General features: G+C 35.1%; 22 protein-coding genes. 21 read left to right on the forward strand and 1 reads right to left on the reverse strand.

The features are described 5' to 3' along the window. The 5 genes from ACNI3T_RS10955 to ACNI3T_RS10975 form a co-directional block, all read left to right on the forward strand. The coding region (locus ACNI3T_RS10955) for an O-methyltransferase (RefSeq protein ID WP_418227813.1) at positions 1–707 on the forward strand (707 nt) is incomplete at its 5' end. A gap of 75 nt (positions 708–782) precedes the next feature. After that, on the forward strand, positions 783–2,051 hold the full coding sequence (locus tag ACNI3T_RS10960) for an ABC transporter ATP-binding protein (RefSeq protein ID WP_418227814.1): 1,269 nt from the start codon (positions 783–785) through the stop codon (positions 2,049–2,051). Between the two features lie 28 nt (positions 2,052–2,079). Next, a complete protein-coding gene (locus ACNI3T_RS10965; protein WP_418227887.1) occupies positions 2,080–3,057 on the forward strand; it encodes a glycosyltransferase family 2 protein in 978 nt (325 codons plus the stop codon). A 29-nt stretch (positions 3,058–3,086) separates the two neighbouring features. Further along, positions 3,087–3,941: a glycosyltransferase family 2 protein gene (locus ACNI3T_RS10970; RefSeq protein WP_418227815.1), complete on the forward strand. Its 855-nt coding sequence runs from the start codon at positions 3,087–3,089 to the stop codon at positions 3,939–3,941. Then, positions 3,938–4,819, forward strand: a complete 882-nt coding sequence (locus ACNI3T_RS10975) for a glycosyltransferase family 2 protein (protein ID WP_418227816.1) — start codon at positions 3,938–3,940, stop codon at positions 4,817–4,819. The genes ACNI3T_RS10970 and ACNI3T_RS10975 overlap by 4 nt, the downstream gene beginning before the upstream one ends. A 2-nt stretch (positions 4,820–4,821) precedes the next feature. Here the strand turns inward: ACNI3T_RS10975 and ACNI3T_RS10980 are convergent, their stop codons facing one another. Continuing rightward, on the reverse strand, positions 4,822–5,718 hold the full coding sequence (locus ACNI3T_RS10980) for an alpha-1,2-fucosyltransferase (RefSeq protein ID WP_418227817.1): 897 nt from the start codon (positions 5,716–5,718) through the stop codon (positions 4,822–4,824). Between the two features lie 249 nt (positions 5,719–5,967). On the opposite strand from ACNI3T_RS10980, the gene ACNI3T_RS10985 reads away from it, so the two are divergent. The 16 genes from ACNI3T_RS10985 (at position 5,968) to ACNI3T_RS11060 (ending at position 22,689) form a co-directional block, all read left to right on the forward strand. Continuing rightward, positions 5,968–6,891 (forward strand): glycosyltransferase family protein, encoded by a 924-nt coding sequence (locus ACNI3T_RS10985; RefSeq protein WP_418227818.1) that lies wholly within the window; start codon positions 5,968–5,970, stop codon positions 6,889–6,891. Then, complete coding sequence (locus ACNI3T_RS10990; protein ID WP_418227819.1) at positions 6,888–7,718, forward strand: glycosyltransferase; 831 nt, start codon at positions 6,888–6,890, stop codon at positions 7,716–7,718. Before ACNI3T_RS10985 ends, ACNI3T_RS10990 begins: the two co-directional genes overlap by 4 nt. After that, a complete protein-coding gene (locus ACNI3T_RS10995) occupies positions 7,718–8,662 on the forward strand; it encodes a glycosyltransferase family 2 protein (RefSeq protein ID WP_418227820.1) in 945 nt (314 codons plus the stop codon). The genes ACNI3T_RS10990 and ACNI3T_RS10995 overlap by 1 nt, the downstream gene beginning before the upstream one ends. Next, positions 8,659–9,777: a non-hydrolyzing UDP-N-acetylglucosamine 2-epimerase gene (gene wecB / locus ACNI3T_RS11000; protein ID WP_418227821.1), complete on the forward strand. Its 1,119-nt coding sequence runs from the start codon at positions 8,659–8,661 to the stop codon at positions 9,775–9,777. The genes ACNI3T_RS10995 and wecB overlap by 4 nt, the downstream gene beginning before the upstream one ends. A 200-nt stretch (positions 9,778–9,977) precedes the next feature. Then, positions 9,978–11,222, forward strand: coding sequence for a glycosyltransferase family protein (locus ACNI3T_RS11005; RefSeq protein ID WP_418227822.1), 1,245 nt, complete (start codon positions 9,978–9,980; stop codon positions 11,220–11,222). Beyond that, positions 11,219–12,376: a glycosyltransferase gene (locus tag ACNI3T_RS11010; RefSeq protein ID WP_418227823.1), complete on the forward strand. Its 1,158-nt coding sequence runs from the start codon at positions 11,219–11,221 to the stop codon at positions 12,374–12,376. Before ACNI3T_RS11005 ends, ACNI3T_RS11010 begins: the two co-directional genes overlap by 4 nt. Next, on the forward strand, positions 12,369–13,457 hold the full coding sequence (locus tag ACNI3T_RS11015; protein ID WP_418227824.1) for a glycosyltransferase family 2 protein: 1,089 nt from the start codon (positions 12,369–12,371) through the stop codon (positions 13,455–13,457). The genes ACNI3T_RS11010 and ACNI3T_RS11015 overlap by 8 nt, the downstream gene beginning before the upstream one ends. An 11-nt stretch (positions 13,458–13,468) precedes the next feature. Further along, the gene (locus tag ACNI3T_RS11020) at positions 13,469–14,107 is read left to right on the forward strand and encodes a class I SAM-dependent methyltransferase (protein ID WP_418227825.1); all 639 of its coding nucleotides are present in this window, start codon (positions 13,469–13,471) and stop codon (positions 14,105–14,107) included. Beyond that, positions 14,104–15,099 carry a glycosyltransferase family A protein gene (locus ACNI3T_RS11025; protein ID WP_418227826.1) on the forward strand — a complete coding sequence of 332 codons (996 nt, stop codon included), beginning with the start codon at positions 14,104–14,106 and terminating at the stop codon, positions 15,097–15,099. Before ACNI3T_RS11020 ends, ACNI3T_RS11025 begins: the two co-directional genes overlap by 4 nt. After that, a complete protein-coding gene (locus ACNI3T_RS11030) occupies positions 15,099–16,265 on the forward strand; it encodes a glycosyltransferase family 4 protein (RefSeq protein WP_418227827.1) in 1,167 nt (388 codons plus the stop codon). Before ACNI3T_RS11025 ends, ACNI3T_RS11030 begins: the two co-directional genes overlap by 1 nt. 1 nt (position 16,266) lies before the next feature. Beyond that, positions 16,267–17,262 carry an N-acetylneuraminate synthase family protein gene (locus ACNI3T_RS11035; RefSeq protein ID WP_418227828.1) on the forward strand — a complete coding sequence of 332 codons (996 nt, stop codon included), beginning with the start codon at positions 16,267–16,269 and terminating at the stop codon, positions 17,260–17,262. A gap of 96 nt (positions 17,263–17,358) precedes the next feature. Then, a complete protein-coding gene (neuC, locus tag ACNI3T_RS11040; protein ID WP_418227829.1) occupies positions 17,359–18,516 on the forward strand; it encodes a UDP-N-acetylglucosamine 2-epimerase in 1,158 nt (385 codons plus the stop codon). Continuing rightward, positions 18,516–19,208, forward strand: a complete 693-nt coding sequence (locus tag ACNI3T_RS11045; protein ID WP_418227830.1) for an acylneuraminate cytidylyltransferase family protein — start codon at positions 18,516–18,518, stop codon at positions 19,206–19,208. The genes neuC and ACNI3T_RS11045 overlap by 1 nt, the downstream gene beginning before the upstream one ends. Next, complete coding sequence (asnB, locus tag ACNI3T_RS11050; protein WP_418227831.1) at positions 19,208–20,932, forward strand: asparagine synthase (glutamine-hydrolyzing); 1,725 nt, start codon at positions 19,208–19,210, stop codon at positions 20,930–20,932. Before ACNI3T_RS11045 ends, asnB begins: the two co-directional genes overlap by 1 nt. Before the next feature lie 39 nt (positions 20,933–20,971). Further along, entirely contained in the window at positions 20,972–22,363 is a 1,392-nt protein-coding gene (locus tag ACNI3T_RS11055) for a glycosyltransferase family protein (RefSeq protein WP_418227832.1), read from the forward strand. Positions 22,364–22,392: 29 nt separating this feature from the next. Further along, positions 22,393–22,689: a hypothetical protein gene (locus tag ACNI3T_RS11060; RefSeq protein WP_418227833.1), complete on the forward strand. Its 297-nt coding sequence runs from the start codon at positions 22,393–22,395 to the stop codon at positions 22,687–22,689. The last annotated feature ends 300 nt before the right edge of the window (positions 22,690–22,989 follow it).

A 22,989-nucleotide genomic window follows, 5' to 3' on the forward strand; every position in this document is an offset into this window, starting at 1 on the left:
TTCTGGATCTAAGAGTTGATAAAATAATCAAAAGTCAGTCTCACTTACAGCAAACAAATTTTGCATATAACCATATATCTCAGCTGTTTAATGAATCTACCTTTATTCCCTTTTCATCCTGGGCAATTTCCCCAAACGCTATTTTACATATTTTAAATGATATTGTAATTAATAGGCGTAAGGCAATAATTGAATTCGGAGCGGGATCATCAACATTTTACATTGCGAAGCTAATTGATAGTTTACAGCTTGAAACAACGTTTTATTCAATTGAATCTGATCCTGAATGGTCTAAAGAGCTTGTTAGGCAATTGAAAATTTTAAAATTAGACCACTGTGTCACAATAATTACAACGCCTATAGTTGAAGCACCTTCGAATTTATCACTAAAGGGTCAAAAAACATGGTATGATATAGAAATTATCAATTCTTATTTAGAAAAAGAAATTAAGTTCGATCTAGTAATTGTTGATGGACCTGTAGGAGCCAGTACCCCATTCTCAAGATATTCAGCAATTCCTTTTTTGAAAAATAGTTTGAAATCTCATTTTAGTGTTTTTTTGGATGATGTTAATAGAAACGATGAAAAAGTGATCATCGAAGAATGGAATAATATTTTAGGCTGTCACATCTTCTATTATGATCGCTATGCATATTTAACCAACAACGATAATTTTGATACCTTACCCTTTCAAATAAATTCCTAATTTGAAAATCTAACAGGTAATTTTTATCTAGAAACTTTGATTAATTGGAATTTTTCTGTGTAAGAAAATTGAAAAATGAGCATAATTTTAAAAGTAGAGGAAATTTCTAAGCAATATAGGTTAGGGACAGTAAATGCTGGAACTGTTGGAGATGATCTTAAACGATGGTGGTTTGCTTTAAGGGGAAAGGAAAATCCCTTTCTCAAGGTTGGTGAGGAGAATGCCCAGAATACTTTTTCAAAGCAAGACTATGTTTGGGCTTTGAGGAATATCAATTTTGAAGTTAAGCAAGGAGAGGTCTTAGGTATTATTGGTAAAAATGGTGCTGGGAAGTCTACTCTTCTTAAAATTCTTTCTCGAGTAACTTCACCAACAACCGGAAGTATTAAAACTAAAGGTAGAATCGCCTCGTTATTAGAAATTGGGACAGGCTTTCATGGGGAACTTACTGGCCGCGAAAATATCTTTATGAATGGTGCAGTGCTGGGAATGAATAAATCGGAGATTAAAAGTAAACTTGATGAAATTATCGCCTTTTCAGGCTGTGAAAAATATATAGATACCCCTGTAAAAAGATATAGCAGTGGGATGACCGTTAGACTGGGATTTGCCGTAGCTGCACACCTGGAGCCTGAAATTTTGGTAGTAGATGAAGTGCTGGCTGTAGGCGATATAGAGTTTCAGAAAAGAGCGATTGGCAAAATGCAGGATCTTTCTACTGGTGAAGGTAGAACGGTATTATTTGTAAGCCATAATATGGCTAGTGTAAAGAACCTGTGTACAAGGGCTATCTTGCTGAAAAATGGAAAATTACATTCTGAAGGCGATGTAACCGATGTCATTGAAGATTATCTGGATTTGGGAAAATCGCAGGAATATGGCCTCGAAGTTTTTGAATTTGAAAATCGTAAAGGAAATGGAATAGTTCAGGTAAAGTCTATAAGAATATTCGGAAATACTAAAGAAGAACTACCTTATAGTGGTGGTAAGTTACATATAGACTTTAATTTAGGAAATCCTAAGGGATTCACCTGCAATGAGATTCGTTTAGATTTCAGGATAGATGATAATATAGGTCAACGCGTTATTTGGTATAGCACGCAGGTACATGCGAATAAACAGGATCGAATCGTTCAACGCATCCGGTTCGAAACAGATAAATGTATGCTCAATAATGGCACCTATTATTTAACTGTTTACGTTAGTGTAAATAATACGGAGGCAGATTGGATCCAGAATGCCATGAGCTTTGAAATTCAGGAAGGTAATTTTTATACTTCAGCCGCACAGGTTCCTTCCAGCCAAAGTAAGTTGCTAACCAATTTTCAGTTAGGTTTTGATTGATACATTTTAAAAATTAAAATTTTTGGGTATGTTATTCTCGATCTTGGTAGCAAATTTTAATAATGGGAGATATTTAACTGAATGTTTTAGAAGCATAATTGATCAAGAATATAAGGAGTGGGAAGTTATTATAGTAGATGATAAATCTACTGATAACTCACTAAAAATTATTAATGAGTATATCAATAAGGATGAGCGTTTTAAGCTTTATACAAATTCTTCAAATAGAGGTTGTGGCTATACTAAAAATAAGTGTGCTCAATTTGCTAATGGACAAATATTAGGTTTTTTAGATCCTGACGATACGTTAACGCCAAATGCGTTAAAAATGATGGTAAAGTTTCATAAGGAAAAACCAGAGGTATCTATTATAACTTCCAAGTACAGATTATTTAAGGGTGAAAATGAAACCATAACCATTTGTGATCATGCAGGAAGTATTCCTGAGGGGGAATCCTATCTTAGTTCCTGTAAACCGCTATTAACAAGTTTTGCAACATTTAAAAAAAAATTTTACAAAGATACTATTGGAATCAATCCAGCTCTAAAAAGGGCTGTAGATCAGGATCTTTATTTAAAAATGGAAGAGGTTGGTGATCATTTTTTTTTAGATGAAATATTATATAATTATAGATCCCATGAAAGAAATATTTCAAGAAATGAAAATAGTCTAAAAGCAGAATACTGGCATACCTTGGTAATTAGAAACTCATATTTTCGAAGAATTAAAATAAAATCTCAAAATAAAAACTTGACTAAATCTCAATTGGAAAAAGTATTTTGTGATTATTATTTTAAATTGTTAAAAAGTAGTTTTCACAAATCTTCGATTAAATTGATATTGAAGTTTTTATTTCTTTTTACTCAAAAGTTCAAGATGAGAACCGCTTGTTGGTATTTTCTGTTTCAATTTTCAAGAATATTGTTCAAGAGAGGCAATCTATTTCGCCGAAAATTTATTGTTTCTTTTAATAATACATATTCGGAATTAGGCTATACTTTGTAAAGAAGAAATTCACTAAATGCATAAGAAATTTGAATAGTCTAATATCCATAATTGTACCAACATATAATCGAAGCTCGTATTTAAGAGAAACTCTAGAATCAGTTTTGCACCAATCTTACCACAATTGGGAATGTATTGTAGTAGATGATGGCTCTGATGATAATACCCATGAAGTAGTAAAATCTTTTAAGGATGATAGGATTAAATACTTTTATAAAAAACATGAAGAAAGGAGTATTGCAAGGAACTTTGGGTTATCTGAGGCTAAGGGAGTATATATTCAGTTTTTGGATTCAGATGATATTTTATCTAAAGACAAAATCGAGAAATCTGTTTTGAGATTCAATAATTTAAATTCAAATACTAAAAAAGTTTGTATTTCAAATTTTAGATGTTTTTACAACTCTCAAAATAATACTATAGATGCCTATTCTAAATTAGATTTGAAAAATTTTAATTTTAATGAAATACTTTATAATTGGGATGTTGATTTCACCATTCCAATACATTGTGGATTATTTGATAGTCGCTTATTGAAATACTTTCAATTTCCTTCGACTATTATTCAGAAAGAAGATTGGTTCCTTTGGCTTCATGTTTTTAAGCAGGAAAATCTCGAAGTTTGCTTTATCGATGAGCCACTTGTTTTATGCCGATTGTCTGATAGATCACAAAACACAATTAATAAATATTATGAAAATGAATTAATAGTTCTTCAAAAACTCAATAGAGAACTCTCAGACTTTGATCGGGCACAATATTTTTTACATCTTATTCGCGACAAAAATAAAAGAATCTTACAATTGCATAAATCCATTGAGAATTATAAAAAGACGAGAACTTTTAGATTTTCAAAGCTGATAAAAAGTCTTTTTAATAAATGAAAATGGATATAGGTCGTGTAACAGCTGTTATTCTTAATTACAATTCTGCCTTGGAGACGATAGCTTTATTCAAAAATTTAAAGGTCCACAATCCAAAAGTAAATATCCTCATAGTTGATAATGCATCTGAGGAAGCTGATCTAAGCTTACTAAAGAAGGAAATTAATTCACAAAATCTACTTTTAAATCCTGAAAATCTAGGATATGCAGGAGGTAATAATATAGGTATTAAAAGAGCCTTGAAAGAAGGAGCAGATTTTATCTGGCTACTGAATCCCGATATTAGGGTTGAGAAAAATACACTGCAAGGTCTTTTGAGTACACTTCAAGATGATCGGTCCCTCGCAGCTGCAGGTCCTAGGATATTAAAACGGGAAAATCCAGATGTCATTTTTACCGAAGGTGAAAAAATTTTTATGACCAAAGAATGCCTTACCCATCAAAAAAACCACAATAAACTCAGTGCTGAGGTAGAATCGAAAATAGATTATGATATAGATTATATTGATGGAAGCTGCATCTTAATAAATACTCAGGCTATTGCTGATGTAGGCCTTCTACCAGAGGAATATTTCCTATACTTTGAAGAGACAGACTGGTGTTTTAAAGCCAGGAAATTAGGCTGGAAGCTCGCTGTTAATTCGATGGTAAAAGTTTATAATCTTACTAGCATAAAAAAAGAAACCTTTCATTATTACTTTATGCGAAACAGGTTGATCTTTTGCAAAAAGCATCACCCTGATTTTAAGAGTGTTAGAAATTACTATTTTCAACTTCTATTAGAGGAATTCGCAAACAGATTCAAAGGTAAATATTTGAGACCTTATTACAAGAGCAGGGTGAAAGGATTACTTTCAGGAATTTATAGAACGTTTTAATTTTATGTTTTAATCTTTCTGATTCTTTTCAAAGACTTCTCCTTTAACTTTTGCATTAAGTAGCGAGAAAAAGTTTTAAAACTTTGAATCTCTCCACGTATTGTCAGACTCAAAAATCTTTTAGAAATCGAGGCCCGATGATGGTCAAATTTGCTCCATCTTTCGGGAAAGTAGTCGCTTTCATCTGTTTCCTCAGCATGCTTCCCTCTAAAATTCTTTATTGGTACAACTATTTTCGAGTCTTTCTTCTCACCCAACCAGGCAAGCCACCATGAGAATGTCGAGTTGCTTATTATAAAATCTTTACAGAATATTCCAAAGGCCAGTTGCTCTATGGCAGAAAGATTTTCAAGAAAATAAGAATTTGGTAAAAAAGAAAAGTGCTTTTTGCAATAAGCGATGTTGTCACTTGTAAAAATAAGTTTTCTATTTCTCCAGTCTGGAAAGTTTTCCGTGAGCGCGGTAAAATAATACTTATAAGATAACTGGTAAAACCATGGATGGTGTACAAAATCACCTCGACGAACCGAAATTAAAATATTATTATCATTATAGGTAAAGCCAGTTTTCTCCCGGATATCTTTTAAAAATTCTTTTTTAAAGTTAAAGGTATTTCTTACCAGATTTTGATCAAAATATTTTTCAGATTGTAAATATCCATATAGGTCATAATTTCCTTTTGAAACATTCCAATCATGATAATGGTAGAATTCTTCATTTACCTGAATACAATCAGGGCAATTGCCATGGGGAAGATTGGACTCAAAATATTCTTCATATTCCCAATAGGGGAAAACACAATCCTGATTATACCTTTTTGCTAAACTTAGTGTAGAGGCTAGCTGGAATAACTGATTGCCTAAGTTCCCTTTTTTTCCTAGTTTAGAAAAAGTAAGCATGTTATCAATTTTAAATTATAACTTTTCTTAATTATATGAGATTTTCAAATTTTTATATAGTTATACAAATAAATTATTCTTTAAAGAAATATCCGCAATTCTTATAATTTTATTTTTCTTTGACACGTGAAGATATTACTCCCATTAGGAAAAAATGAATATCATCCATACCTGGAAGAAATTCTAAAATATTCCAAGGAAGAATTTCTTTTTGGGAATATTGAAGAATATGACTCGAGTATAGATGTTGTGAATATTCACTGGCCTGAAGCTCTCTTTGATTGGAAAGAGCCTGCCGAGAAAGAACTGGAAGAACTTACCTCTTATTTAGAATCTTGGAAACAAACTGCCATAATTGTTTATACTAAACATGACTTTAGAAGAAATAAAGGAGAAACAGCCAATTTTAAGAAGTTGTTTGATATTATTGAATCTCATGCGGACCTTTTTATTCATTTAGGGCAGTTCAGTAAAAAATTATTAGAGAAAAAATATCCCCAAAAAAGTCATGAACTTGTTTATCATCCATTGCTAAAGGATGTTTTTAGACAGCAACCTAAAGCTGATTCTAGGAAAATTTTGGGTATAGATGAGAACTCTTTAGTTGTGATTGCGCCTGGAAAAATAAGGACCGATGAAGAACGAAAGCTGGTTCTTAAATCGTTTAACTCTATTGAAGAAAAGAACAAAGTTTTAATAGCGACCCACATGAGATCCGAACTTAAAATTGATTTTCGTGGTAGGGTGAGAATGAAAAAAATTTTCGATCTTCAAAAATTTTTAAAAAAAAAATTCAAGAAAAAGCATATGCCTCCTAAGTATTATTTTACTTACGAGACCTTGAATGAAGAAGAGATGTCTTTAAGAGTATCTGCGGCAGATATTGTTCTAATACCGAGAACAGATCTGCTAAATTCTGGTAGTGTTTTTCTTGGTTTTACCTTTAATAAAGTAGTAGTAGGACCGAGAATAGGTAATATCAAAGAACAGTTGGAAAGAGAACAGATGCCTACTTTTAATCCTAAATCTTTATCTTCACTAAAAGCCTCTCTGGGTAAGGCAATAAAAATGCTTGAAAAGGGTAAGTTTATTTCACCAAATTTCGAAAAATATCAACCGGAAAAAATAGCAATTAAGTATTCCCGGGTTTTGCTTAAACATTTAAAAAATTGAGTTCAAAGGTTTCTATTATTATAGCCTGTTACAACGATCCCGATGTGATTAAAGCTGTAGATTCGGCTTTAAAACAAACATATCCTAATAAGGAGGTTATCGTTATTGATGACGGTTCAAATCCAACGGTGGCGAAACTTATAGACAGCTTGGAGAATGATGTTGACCTGGTTATAAGGCAGGGAAATTCAGGACAAAGTTTCGCCAGAAATCATGGGATAAAAAAAGCGACAGGAGATTATATCCTGAACCTTGATTCTGATGATTTTTTTGAGCCATCTTTTTGTGAAAAGGCCTTAGTCTTAATGGAGAATGATCCTGAAATAAAGGTTGTTTGCTGTAAGGCGCGAAGGTTCAGCAAGGCCGGAGAGGTTGATATTTATAGCCCTGCAGGTGGAGACTTTAAAAACTTCCTCACCTTTAACGCAGCTCTGGGAAGCTCCATGTTCAGGAAAGCAGATTGGGAAACATGTGGCGGGTACGAAGAAAAACTGCCTATACTTGGTTTTGAAGACTGGGAACTCTATTTGAACATCTTGAAAAGAGGAGGCAGGGCTGAAGTCATTAATGAGGTGCTATTCAATTACCAGGTAGGTAAAAACTCAACTACCACCAGGATTAGACATCTGAAGCAGGAGAAATACCGTCAAATCGTTTTCAAACATAAAGAACTCTATAAAGAACATTTTGAAATCCTGGTCGATGAGCTTTTTAAGCGTATTAAAAAGGAAGAAAAGGAAAAGAACAGGATCGCGAATAAACCCGATTCGCGGGTAGGGAACAAATTACTTGCTCCATTCAGGATCATAAAAAAAATATGGAGCTGATGCAAAAGAAGTTTCAACCAGAGATTTCGGTGATCATGGCTACCTATAACCGGGACCGTTTTATAAAGGCAGCACTAGATTCTATTATTAATCAAAGTTTCACAAATTGGGAATGCCTGGTGATCGATGACGGAAGCAGCGACAGAACTGCTGAAATTCTGGAAGCGTATAATGGAGCAGATAGCAGGATTAAATATTTCAAGCGATCAAAAAACTATAGAAAAGGACTGCCTGGTTGCCGGAATATGGGACTGGACCTGGCTAAAGGAAATTATATACAATTCTTTGATGATGATGATATAGTTCACCCCGAAAATCTCCAAACCTGTTTTAAACTTCTGAAAGATAAAGATTTGTACTTCTGCCGTTATGAAAAGAAGCCATTTCTAGAGAAGGCTGAAATTTTAAATTTTCCAATTTCGGGAAAAATAAAAATACAAAAAATAGGGGATACAGATATTGATAATGTTGTCACCGGGAAAATTCCGTTCGCTTCCTGCACGGTTCTTTGGGACAGGAAGTGTTTTAGAAATATTCGATTTAACGAAGATCTTATGTATGCTGAGGAGTGGGAGTGTTACACGAAAATTCTTTCAGAAGGTTATGATGGGATTAGCCTTAACCAAGTATTATACTTTAACAGGAAGCATGCTGAATCTAATACTGGGGAGTTTTGGAATAAGGACGAAATGAGGATAGGATCATACAAAAAGGCTGCAATGCTTATAATTGATCAACTGGCAAAAAAGAAGCTTATCAACGATGAACTTAAGAAATTCTTCATCAGGTTGGGGTTTATGCTAGGATCTGGCAAAATTCTAAGAAGAATACTTTCAGCAACAGGAGCAGGGAAATTTGAAAAATTAAAATACCTTATGGGATTTAATGTATATCCTATTTTGAAACCACTATTCCGTTTAAAAGGAAAATTATTAAAGATTTGAAAGTACTTGTTTGTTTTGGCACCCGGCCAGAAGCGATTAAAATGGCTCCTGTGATTTATGCTCTAAAACAGCAGGATGTAGAATATAGAGTGTGCGTTACCGCTCAACACAGGGAAATGCTGGATCAGGTAATGGAATTTTTCAAAATTGAACCGGACTATGATCTCGATTTAATGAAACCGGGCCAAGACCTTAATATTTTAAGTTCTGATATTTTCAAAAGTATTCACGAGATTTTACTAAAAGAAAATCCTAAGATTGTGCTGGTGCAAGGGGATACCACCACTGCTTTTATTATTGCGATGGCTGCTTTTAATTCAGGAATTAAGGTGGGACATATTGAAGCGGGTTTACGAACCTACAATACGGAGTCTCCTTTTCCTGAAGAAGCGAACAGACAAATGATTAGCAGGATTGCTGATTTTCATTTTATTCCAACGAAAAAATCGGGAGATAATCTTTTAAAGGAAATGATCTCTGAAGATAAAATTTTCTTTACGGGGAATACAGTTGTAGATTCGTTAGAATTTGGAAAAAAATTATTGCAATCTGGTTATAAAAGTGAAGAGATTAGGGAACTAGAACTCAAGTTGATTTCAGGAAAGAAAGTAATCCTGGTAACCGGTCACAGAAGAGAGAACTTTGAACATGGCCTGTCTGAAATCTGTGAAGCCTTATTGGAAATAGCTAAGCGGGAAGATGTGCAAATAGTTTTTCCTGTTCATCCAAACCCCAAAGTTAAGGATATTGTTTACGAAAAATTAAATCATATTGCCAATATTGATCTTATTGAACCTGTAAGTTATCCCACCATACTTTGGTTGTTGATGAAATGTAACTTTATTATTTCAGATTCCGGAGGCATACAGGAGGAAGCCCCTAGCTTCAATAAAGTTGTTTTGGTAACCCGAGAGGAAACCGAAAGGATGGAAGCTGTAGATGCAGGATTCTGTATTCTTACAGGTTCTTCGAAAGATAAAATTCTTGATGAAAGTATTCAATTATTAAGTGATACTGGAAATGAGCCAACACCAACCAATAATCCCTTTGGTGATGGAAAAGCTTCAGAAAGAATAGTAGAAGTGCTTCTAATTGAATTTAAAGTCTCAAGTTGATCTTACTATTCCGAAAATATGTAAGCATTAAAAAACACAATTAAGAGTATTGATGAATAAAGAATTTTATTTGAAGACACTTTACAAACTTACTTTTAAATGTAAATTTCCAAAAGGAGATTTTCACGAAGATTACAATTTCTTTAAGAAGAATAGCCTGAGTTAGGTTGATAATATTAGTTTTATACAAATTTTATTTCTTGGAAAAGATACTTGTTATAGCAGAATCTATAAATGTTGAGGACAGTAGTGGTTCCAAGGCAAATGTTGCTTTTATCAAAAACCTGCATGAAGCTGGATTTGAGTTAATGGTTTATCATTATACCCGCCAGGAAATACAATTAAATGCCATTCCGTGCTTCGCTATCAAGGAAAATAGAAGAAGTCTTTATTTTTTCCTAAGCCGAATAGAACGACATCTTAGGAAGACACTTAAATTAGATATTCACAGACCTCTGGAAAATTTGTTTGGTTTTTCCTTTACACTTTTTAATGACAGGGATAGTATTGCCAAAAGTGTTCGTGAATTCAATGATTTTACGCCAGATTATATACTTACTTTGAGCAAAGGAGGAAGTTTCAGACCACATCAGGCATTATTGAAAATTCCGGAATTACATAGTAAGTGGATCGCATATATGCATGATCCATATCCCATGCATTTATATCCGCCACCTTTTGCCTGGGTAGAAGCAGGACAATTCAAAAAATGGGAGTTTGTAAAAAATATTTCTGAAAAAGCGGCCTATACTGCATTTCCATCAGAATTATTAAAAGATTGGATGGGAAGTTATTTTCCGGAATTCCTTACTAATTCTATCATCATTCCGCATCAAATTTCTAATATAGAATATAACGATATTAAGCTGCCGGAGTTCTTTGATGCTACTAAATTTAATATTTTGCATGCAGGTACCTTGTTGGAGCCCAGGGATCCAAAACCACTGGTCAATGCTTTTATTAAACTCGCGCAAAAATTTCCTGAGTCAGCTGTAGAAACAAATCTAATCTTTATTGGGAAGAGTGCGAATTATCAGGAATGGTTGCAAGAGAAAGCAAGGGCTCTTGAGAATTTGCATATCGTTTCCGGAGGGTTGTCATATGAAACTGTTCGTAAATTGCAGGACCTGGCTTCTGTGAATGTAATTTTAGATGCAAAATCTCAAATCAGCCCATTCTTACCAGGTAAATTTCCGCATTGCGTAGAGGCTAACAAACCAATTTTACTATTAGGTCCGGAGTTGAGTGAGTCTAAAAGGTTATTAGGCAAGAATTATCCATACTGGTCGCAGGTAACGGATGAAAACAGAATTACTGTTGTACTAGAACAAATGTACCTAGAGTGGAAAAATGGTGCAGAAGGATTCAGACTAAACAGAAAGGATCTCGAACAGTACTTATCTCATGGTCATTTGCGAAAAGTAATTAAATCTCTGCCCCAATGAGAATATTAATGGTTTCCATGTTTGCAAATCATTTTTTCAATTGGGCAGATCAGCTCAAAGATTCAGGTCATGAGATCTTATGGATAGATGTCTTTGACAATGGAGAACAGGTGGAAAGGATCAACTGGATAGATCAAACAGTGAACTGGAAGAGGAAATTAGATTATCCCGGCAGGCAGTTCATAAAGAAGAATTTTTATTCTTTTTATAATATCCTGAGTAGGTATTTTGAAAAATCACTTTCAGAGATTGTTGAAGATAAAATAATTGAATTTAAACCTGACGTGGTTCAAAGTTTTGTGCTTTTCTCAGCCTGCACTCCTATTTTAGAGGTAATACAGAAATACCCCGATATCAAATGGATATATTCTGCCTGGGGAAACGATCTTTATTATTTTCAGAATGAAGCCGATTATCTTAAGGATATTAAAGAGGTTTTGCCCCGCGTAGATTATATGTTCGCTGATTGTAAAAGAGATCATGATATCGCCGTAGAATATGGTTTTCAGGGAGAATTTCTGGGAGATTTTCCCGGAGGAGGAGGATATGATCTATCTCCGGTAGAAAAAATTCTTGTTCCAGAGGAAAGAGATCTTATTTTAATTAAAGGATATCAGGCTTTGTTTGGAGAGTGTATTCCGGTACTGAAAGCTATTGAAAAATTACAATCTGAATTAATTGATATTAAGATCAAGGTATTTGGAGCTGATCCAGAGGTTGTTGAGTTTGTAAAAAAATCGGAATTAAATCACTGGAATAATTTTGAGGTCTTTGAACAAATAGGAAGGGTTGAGGTGCTTGATCTAATGAATAAGGCTAAAATTTATATAGGGAATAGTATTTCAGATGGGATGCCTAATACTTTACTGGAGGCGATCATTTCAGGTGCATTTCCAATCCAGTCTGATCCCGGGGGTGCAACTTCAGAAATCATTGAAGACGGACTGAATGGTTTATTGATCCCAGACCCAATGAATGTTGATGGAATTAAAAATCTCATTTTGAAAAGCCTTGAGCAACCGGAAATTCTGGAAAAGGCTTTTCAATACAACCTCGAAATGGTTAGGCCTAAACTTGAAAGAACATTCGTTAAGCAAGAGGTCCTAAAAAAATATGAGCAGGTGGAGAAAGATCTAAATATGAGCCATGGATAAAAAGCTGAGTATCATTTATGCTTTCAGGAACAGAGACGTGGAGAGAGTACAGCTTTCTATGGAGTCGCTGCATGCTCAAAAATTTCAAAATTTTGAAGTTGTCTTTGTAGATTATGGAAGTGAAGCTGAAACAGCTGCTAAGGTCCAGAAAATTTTGAAGAAATTTGAATTTGCCAGGTATCTCTATCTTCAGGCTTCACATAAATTATGGAACAAAAGCCGGGCTCTTAACTATGGAATTAAGAATTCAGAAACCTCCAATATCTTTATAGCAGATGTAGATCTGCTTTTTTCGCCCAAGGCTACCGAGTTTCTGGAAAGAAAAATTTCCAATAATTCATTTTGTTTATTTAGCATGGCTTACCTAGATAAACAAACATCTCGGGAAGTGAGTAATAGCAGGAATTTTGAAAAGTTCAATTTTGAACGGACAGGTACTATCAATGGAATGATCCTGGCCTCAAAGGAGGTATTTTACGAGGTTTCAGGATATGATGAATTCTATCATTTCTATGGTTCAGAAGATGTGGACCTATATGCGCGATTGAAAAATGCCGGTTACCGTGAGGTTATTACAAATGAGATATATTTCTATCATAACTGGCATCAATCCTTTCAAAGCTCAGAGCAGGATAAATTAACAGAAACACCCAGGCTTAGTAACGCCATGCGTATAAATGAGCAACATTACCATGATAGCATTACGAATGGTATTCTGAAGCCTTCAGGTCAGAACAACTGGGGAGAAAATTTTGAGAAAGAAACAGCTGAAATTTTAAGTTCTCCAGATGCAGTAATAGAATTAGAGAATATAGCCGCATCTGTTGAGCATTTTCTTAATGAAGGAATTAAATTTTATGAGGATAAGGTAATAGAAGTTAGAATTTCAGAATCTGATTATTATCAAACATTAAAATATAAGATCAAGAAAAACCTTGGGAAGCAATCTCAAACATATATTACTCTTAAAGAGGTAAACGACCTTATCCTTAAAAAGATCATATTTAAATACAGGAACCATAACTATTCCTATAAGATTACGCCAGATCTTAAAACTATTATCTTTAAGATTGCACTATAACAAAAATCTGAATGCCAAAATTGAGATTCTTTTCTACAATATATCATTTCTCCCGAAATAAGATTTACGGCGGGCTGGAACGATTTCGCATCAGGGTGCGTAATAAAAGAACCAGAAACCTTAGATTATCGGGTGAGAGTGATCTAAAAAGATGGGTGAATTCAAATGAGCTTGACGAAAGCTGGGATGAAAGAACCTATATGATCGGATCCATGATAGAACCTAACTCCAGCATTATTGAATTTGGGGCAGGAAATATGAAATTAAGAAATAAATTACCTGAGAATTGTACCTATCAAGCTTCAGATATTATTTCCAGATATCCAGGGGTTATAGCCTGTGATTTAAATCAAGAAATTTCAATAGATCTAAGTAAATACGATACAGCGATCTTTAGTGGGGTATTAGAATATGTATATGATATTAAGGCCATAATTTCTCGATTGACAGAAGACGTTGAAAAAATTATTTTATCTTATGCCTGCAGGGATATTTCTAATGCACCCAGATTAGACAGAGGCTGGCTAAGTGATTACTCCCGGGAAGAACTAGAAAAGATCTTCACAACTTATAATTATGAAATCTTACAATACCGTGAGTGGCGAAATCAATCAATATTCAGCTTAAGATTAAAAAAGCTTAATCAATGAGAAAAGGCTCGAATCCCCAAAAAACTCAGGATAAAATTAGTTTAAGCAGTAATCATCGAGTGATTGTAGTGGTCTTTATTCCAAAACCGGAAGGGTATTATGAAAAGGTTCTGGAAGTTTTTAAGCTTTGTCTGGAATCGCTGATCAGAACAAATAATAAGAAATATAAAATCACGGTAGTGAACAATGGTTCCTGCAAGGAACTGGAAGACCTCCTGGCATCCTATTCAAGAGAAGAAATTGATTGTAAAATTCAGCATTCCAATAATATCGGGAAAATTGATGCTTTGATTGGAGCGGCAAGAGGTGCCAGAGAAGACTATATTACTTTAACCGATGCCGACATCATGTTCCTGGATAATTGGGATAATGAAGTGATGAAGGTTTTCAGGACCTTTAAAAAAGTTGGCTCAGTTTCACCAATACCTTTCAGACATGGACTTTTTTATGGAACCAGCTCGGTTTTCAGGCAGATCCTATTCCAGGGTTTAAAATTTAAATACGTAGAGGTTCCCGAGAACTTTGAAGACCATAACAGGTATTTATCCAGTATCAACTGGAATAATGAAGTTGATGCTCACAATAAATGGCCGGTGATCGAGAGAAATAATGTGAGGGCAGTAGTAGGTAGTGGTCATCAGGTCCTTACAGTAAAAAGAGAGGTGCTCTTTGAAAAAGTTCCAACCGAACCGTCCCTGACCCTGGTTGGAGGAGATTCGGAATATAAATATGTAGATGAGCCCATAGATAAGTCTGGAAGAATGCGTCTTTCAACCTATAAAAACAAAGCCTTTCATATTGGGAACGAAGTGGAACTATGGATGCATAGAAAATTAGAAGATTCCATTGAAAATGCCGGTTCAAATAAAAGTAGAGAAAGCTTTGAAAGCTTCGAGCCCAATAACAGCTTTACTTCTATATTCAATCAGAAGGTTTATGGACTAAGAAAGGCTATATTGAAAAAACTATTTCGTTTATATTATAAACAATAATGGCGAAAACTTTAATAATTGGACCATTTGGAGATCATGGAGGAAGAGAGCTGGAAGCAGGTTTTATAGCTTCAGAAATCAATGGTAAACATAAAGTACGTGTAATATCAACCTCAAATATATCTGCAAAATCACAAATTTTCCAATTTCAAGCAGGATTGCCCGTTACCAGCCTTAAACAATTATTGTATAGCAACTTTTTGAGTTTAAAGCCGGCTACCCTGTTCAGCTATTTCAGAAATAGAAAAAAGGAACCCATCTACTTCTATGTAAACAACCATTTTAATTCTAAAAGCATAAAAAGAAAGGAGAAAGTTTTGCTTTCTAAATTAATTGTAGAGTATGATTTAATTCTTATTGTGGCTCATTTGTTCACGTTAAGAACCAAGGAAATAATTGAACTATGTAATAAGAATAAAATTCCAGTAATATTCCGTACCACCGGAGAGATTAAATTTCAACCGGACTTTCCCGGATATTTAAGAAAAGTCAGTCATTTTATTCACCATTCTAGAAAAAATGCCGATAGTTTACATGAACAAATTAAATCAACTTCTTACTCAATTATAGATCAAACTACGTTTCTTCAGGATCAATTTTTGGAAATACCAGTATTAAATAAATGTGTTTCGAATTTTTTAGTAGTTGGGAGATTGAGTCCGGAAAAGAATTTAATTAATCTCATTAAATATTTTAAAGCATGTAGTACGGAAAATGATCAATTAGTAATAGTGGGAGATGGCGAACTTAAGGCAGAAATTAAGATTTTAATTAACGATTCAGTAAACGTACAATTAAAAGGGCAATTAGCTCAAAGGGAATTAATAAAGGTATATAAAAAGTGTGACTGTTTGATCATATCTTCATATACTGAAGCGGGCCCATTAGTCGGAATGGAGGCGATGGCATCTGGAAGATTAATATTAAGCTCTCATGTTGGGGCAATGCCTGAGAGATTAGAAAATTCTAAAAATGATTTTTGGTTTGATCCTGAGGATTTAAGTTCATTTAAGAATCAATTTCAAAAAATAAAGAATCTTGATTCAATGGAAGTAAGTAAAATTGCAGAAATCAATAGAAGCATATATCTTCAAAAGTATTCAACTAAAAAGGTTTCTGAAGCCTATTTAAGTGTAGTAGATAAATTTCTAAGTAAAGAAGAGTGAAATGTATATAATCGCTGAAATAGGCCAGGCGCACGATGGAAGTCTTGGTATGGCTATGAGTTATATAGACGCACTCGCCCAGACCGGGGTGGATGCTGTAAAATTCCAGGTACATATTGGTGAGGCAGAGAGTAGTATTTATGAGCCATTCAGGATAAAATTCTCTGAACAGGATAAGACCAGATTTGATTACTGGAAACGAATGGAGTTTACTCCTACAGAATGGAAAATCTTAAAAGAAAGATGTGATGAGAAAAATGTGGAGTTCCTGGCATCAGCTTTTAGTAATAAAGCTGTAGATCTTCTGGAAGATGTTGGGGTAAAAAGATATAAGATAGGTTCCGGAGAGGTTTCTAATTTTCTGCTACTTGAAAAAATTGCTGAAACAGGTAAGCCGGTCATTTTATCTTCCGGGATGAGTTCGTACGCTGAACTGGATGCAACGATCGAATTTCTTAAGGAAAAGAATATTTCATATAGTATCTTACAATGTACCACTGCATATCCAACCAAACCTGAACAGTATGGATTAAATGTGATTCAGGAATTAATAGAACGGTACCAGGTACCCGTGGGATACTCAGATCATTCTGCGAAGATGGAGACCTGTATTGCGGCGATAGCGATGGGTGCTGAGATCCTTGAATTTCATGCGGTCTTCAGTAGAAAAAGTTTTGGGCCAGATTCTTCTTCTTCCCTAGAAATTGATGAAATTGAAAAACTGGTTAAATCGGTTAAAAACATTTCCAACGCATTAGAAAATCCTGTTGATAAATCAGATAATAAAGCTTTCGATGAACTGAAATCAATATTTGAGAAATCTCTGGCGGTAAATAAAGATCTGAAGAAGGGACATATTATCAAGTTTGAAGACCTGGAAGCTAAAAAACCTAAAAGAAAAGGCATTGATGCAGCTAGCTTCAGAGAGGTTATAGGACAGGAACTCAAAACCGACCTTGCTAAATGGGATTTTTTAAACAAGGAGCATCTCCAATAATACTGAAGATGATTAAGAGAATGCTTATTTAAAAAGGGATTAGACCTGAAATCCCGTCATTTTTTTTAATTTTAAAATCACCATAAGTCCACTATAATGCCGAAACGTAAAATCTGTGTAGTAGTAACCGCCCGTCCTTCTTATAGTCGTATAAAATCGGCCCTTACGGCAATCAAAGCCCACCCATCTTTGGAGCTTCAGCTGGTAATAGCTGGCTCTGCTTTATTAGACCGGTACGGGAATGCTGCTGACTTTATTGAAAGGGATGGTTTTAAGGCTGCGGCAAAGGTCTTTATGGTTCTCGAAGGTGAGAATCCTACCACCATGGCAAAGACCACCGGAATTGGAGTTATGGAGCTTACAAATGTATTCTATAATCTTCAACCGGATGCAGTGGTCACGATTGCGGATAGATTTGAGACCATCGCCACTTCTATTGCTGCGGCTTATCAGAACATTCCACTTGTACATATCCAGGGGGGAGAAGTTACGGGGAGTATAGATGAAAAAGTAAGACACGCCAATACCAAGCTGGCCGACCTTCATCTTGTTTCCAGTGATGATGCCCGGGACAGGGTGATCAGACTTGGCGAGGATCCTGAAAAGGTGATCAATACGGGCTGTCCTTCCATAGACCTGGTGAAGGAAATCTGTACGGAAGAACAGTTGAATTTTGATCCTATTGAAAAATACGGAGGGGTTGGTGAGAACCTCGACTGGAAAAGCGGGTATATTGTTGTTATGCAACATCCTGTTACTACAGAATATAAGCAGGCCAGAGCACATATTCTGGAAACTCTTGAAGCTTTAAACAGCCTGAATCTTCCTGTGTTCTGGTTCTGGCCAAACGTTGATGCTGGCTCTGACGGAACCTCAAACGGGATCAGAACTTTCAGAGAAATGGTGAAGCCAAATAACATTCATTTTTTTAAGAATATGGATCCTCTTGATTTCCTGAGATTGCTTAAGCATTCCAAAGTGCTTGTTGGTAATTCCAGCGCGGGGATCAGGGAGTGTTCATACCTGGGAGTTCCGGTAGTAAATATCGGGATCAGGCAAAACCGAAGACTTCGGGGAAATAATGTAAAGGATGTTGCCCACCAGAGAGATAAGATACTGGAAGCAGTCAAGGAGTCTTTTAACTCAGAAAAACATCCCGCTTCACAAATATATGGTGATGGTGATGCAGGAACTAAAATTGCAGAGATCCTAGCGTCATCAGAGCTTAGCTTTTGCAAAACCATCAGTTACTAATGAGAATTCTTGGAATTATACCGGCAAGGGGCGGAAGCAAGGGAATTCCCGGTAAGAATATCAAGTTACTTGGAGGAAAACCACTTTTAGTCTACACCATAGATTCAGTTAAAGCATCTGAATTGCTTACAAAATGCATTTTAAGTTCCGATTCTGAAGAAATTATAAATTCAGGGAAAAAGTTTGGAGTGGAAGCTCCTTTTATAAGACCCGCTGAATTTGCTAAAGATGCAACTGCATCTATTGATGTTATAAAGCATGCACTGGAATTTTTTGCTGCATCTAATGAACATTTTGACGCGGTCTGTTTACTACAGCCTACAACACCCTTTCGCATTACAGGCTTGATAGATGATGCCATCAGGAAATTTGAAGCAGGAAATTTTGATTCCCTGTTGAGTGTTCGGGAAGTGCCTCACGAATTTAATCCGCACTGGGTATTTGAAGAAAAAAATGGCCGATTGCAGATCGCCACCGGAGAGAAGAACATTATTTCCCGCCGGCAGGAACTACCAAAGGCTTTCCACCGTGACGGAGCTGTTTATCTAACCAAAACAGAAGTGATACTTCAGGAGAATTCACTTTATGGAAACAGGATAGGGTATATCGAAAATTCCGATGCAGACTATGTGAACCTTGATACTGAAGCCGATTGGGTGAAAGCAGAAAAAATACTAAAAACTAAATCCTGATGTGCGGAATTGCCGGAATTATATCGCCTTATGACAGGAAGAAGACATTGGATAAAATGCTACAGGAACAAAAGCACCGCGGTCCCGATCATACAGGAACCTATATTGATAACGGATATGTTTTTCTTGGACATAACAGGCTTTCTATTATAGATCTTAGTGAAGCAGCTAATCAGCCATTTCCAGATAATTCATGTAGGTATTATCTCAGTTTCAATGGGGAAATCTATAATTATAAGGAGTTAAAAGCTGAACTAGGTTCAAAGTATAGTTTTAGAACAAATTCAGATACGGAAGTTTTACTTGCTGCCTACATTGTTTACGGTAAAGAATGTCTTGAAAAATTAAACGGTATGTTTTCTTTTGTTATTTGGGATGCGAAAGAGAAATCTATGTTTGCCGCACGTGACAGATTCGGGGTTAAACCATTTTACTATTCCGAAAATTCGGGAGAGCTATACTTTGCCAGCGAGATCAAATCGATACAAGCCGTAAAACCTTCAGCCCAAAACAAAAAAGTGTGGGCGAATTATTTCGCTTACGGTTCCTATGGAAAACCAGATGAAACATTTTATAAGGATATTTTTCAGTTACCTGCAGGCCATTTTCTAACCTTTAAGGACGGTCAACTTAATATTGAAAAATGGTACGACTTTGTGGAGAACGTCAACAAAGTTCAGGTTTCTGATGATTTCGAAAAAACTAAATCCCAATATCTTAAGATTTTAAAAGATAGCATTTCCTTAAGATTCAGGGCAGATGTAGTAATTGGTTTTAATATTAGCGGCGGAGTTGACAGTTCTCTTCTACTTGCTCTGGTAAATCAATATGAGAAAAAGGAAAAGATCAGGGCATACACTTTTTATACGGGGGATGAACGCTATGATGAGCTGCCCTGGGTGCAGAGAATGATCGATGAAACTCAAAACCCCTTGACAAAAGTAAGGTTGAATGTCAAGGAGATTGAAGAGCTTTCTGAAAAGACCAGTTGTTTTCAGGATGAGCCTTTTGGAGGCTTTCCAACCATAGCATATTCAAAGATATTTCAGCAGGCAAGGAAGGATAATATTCTGGTGCTTTTAGACGGGCAGGGAATGGATGAGCAATGGGCCGGATATGATTATTATGCAGGGAAGTCTACAACCACTATTCAGGGACAGAATGGGATTACCTCTACATTTAAGGAGCATTGTCTTAGTGAAGAATTAATGCAATATGCTGAAAATCCTGAGTATCCTGAACCTTTTGACAGTCATTTTCAGAATCTTCAATACAGAGACCTATTCTATACAAAGATCCCAAGAGCAATACGGTTTAATGATCGGATTTCCATGGCCCACAGTACCGAACTCAGGGAACCCTTTTTAGATTATCGTTTGGTGGAATTCGCTTTTGCACAACCGGATCACTATAAGATCAAAGGGAGCGTACATAAGTACCTTTTACGGGAACTGGTTAAAGACATGGTGCCTTCAGATATCAGCTATGCTCCAAAACGGCCTTTACAAACACCTCAGAGGGAATGGCTTGGGGAAAATCTGACTTCCTGGGTCGAAGAGCAATTAAATCAAATGGCCAGTAGTGAATACTCCAATTGGTTTGATCTGGATCAAATGCAGAAAGAGTGGGAAAAGTATAAAATAGGTGAGCGGCAAAGCAGTTTTCACATTTGGCAATGGATAAATGCAAGTCTCATTGCCTCTAAATTTCGGGAAACTTCATAGTTTTCTAAATTTGATTATTCTAATAGATTAAATTTTAATTTGAGATATAAAAAACTTTTAGTAATAATTCCGGATGGTGTAAGCCTTAAAAATTTCGCTTATACTGATTTTCCGATAGAAGTAAAAAAGCTTGGATGGGACTTGGTGTATCTGAACTTAACGAATTTTGACCTTACAAAATCTGGGATACGTGAAGTTAAAATAATTCCTAAGCCGAAACGCTGGACAGATCTACTAAAAAGGGCTAAAATCTTAGTTGAATTAGATCATTTTCAAAATAGATTTAACGATCCAGTCTATAATAAATATAAATTTGGTGCGTCTAAAAAGGGTATAAAGAATAAAGTAAAAAACTTCATCCTAAGAATTCTATTTAAAAAAAATCAAGGAAAAAAAGGCTTGAATAATTTAAGGTTCAAGATCCAGGAATCTGAAAAAGGATCAGCCTATTACCTAGAATGTATAAAGGTTTTCGAAGATGAAAAACCAGATATGGTTCTTTGTGCCAGTCAAAGACCGGTAAAGGCTGTGGCGCCAATTCTAGCCTCACAAAAATTAAATATACCTACAGCCTGCTTTATTTTCTCCTGGGATAATTTACCCAAGGCAACTAAAATTATAGACACTGATTATTACTTTGTTTGGTCTGATTTTATGAAAGAGGAGTTGAAGAAATATTATCCCTATATAAATGATGAACAAGTAAGAATTACCGGAAGCCCTCAATTTGAAATACATTATAAAAAGGAGGTAATAATTCCACGCCATGAATTCTTTGAAAGGTATGCGCTGGATATTAATAAAAACTATATCTGTTTTTCAGGAGATGATATTACAACGTCTCCACATGACGAGCTCTTTCTATTAGATCTGGCGGAAGAAGTTGAAGAGCTAAATAAGACAGGTAATAGCATTGGAATAATATTTCGAAGATGTCCTGTAGATCTGTCTGGTAGATATGATTTTGTTTTAGATAAATTTAAGAATCTAATTGTGCCTATAGAACCGGAATGGACAAGTAGTGAAACTGCCTGGAATGAAATTATGCCTAAAAAGGAAGATCTGATTTTACAAACGAATATCATTGAGCATAGTTTTATGGTCATTAATGTAGGATCTTCAATGATCTTTGATTTTGCAGCAAAGGAAAAACCCTGTGCTTATATAAGCTATATTCCGAGAACAGATAGATTAGACAAAGATATTCAGGAGGTTTATAATTATGTTCATTTTAGGTCAATGCCAACGAGCGATCCGGTATACTGGATACGAAATAAATCGGATTATAAACATGTTGTATTGCAACAGTTTAAGCAAGATAAACGGGTAGAAGTGTTAGCCAATGCAGTAAAATGGTCTAACATAATCAACCAAAATATGTCCAACTCCTCCCAAATGATGATAAAGGAAATTGAACAGATCATAGAATGATAAGGTTTTTGATTTATTGTTTTAAAATTTTGATTTTTACTATTCTGGGTGCAATTATTATACAAACTATTTCGGATGCAGGTTTGAAGGGCATTGAAAATAGTAGATTTGAAGAATGGGATAATATATTGCGGGGTAGAATCAATGCGGATCTAATCATTCTGGGATCTTCCAGAGGTAGTGTAAACTATAATCCTAAAATCATGGGACAATTAACTCATTTGGATAGCTATAATCTTAGTTTTGATGCTGCATCCCATAATATTCAAAAAGCTAAGTACAATATTTATTTAAAGAATAATTTGACGCCAAAGGTTATTATCTAGAATGTTGATCTGGCGCACTTCTCAAGTTCATTAATAATCCCTAATAAGAATCATTTTATACCGTTTTCAACATCTGAGGAAATTTATGCGGAATTTAGAAGAATAGAACCTTCATTTTTAGAGTATAATTTTATTCCATTATTGAATTATAATGGAAATGGAAGAATATTGATCTCTGGATTTACAAATCTTTTTAACCATAGAAATATGATCTTTCAGCATGAAAATGGTTTTGTACCAGTGAATAGAAATTTCCATAAAGATGTGAATAACCTAGAACGGCTAAAGATAATGGAAGCC

The organism is Christiangramia qingdaonensis (assembly GCF_048381525.1).
Taxonomy (GTDB): domain Bacteria; phylum Bacteroidota; class Bacteroidia; order Flavobacteriales; family Flavobacteriaceae; genus Christiangramia.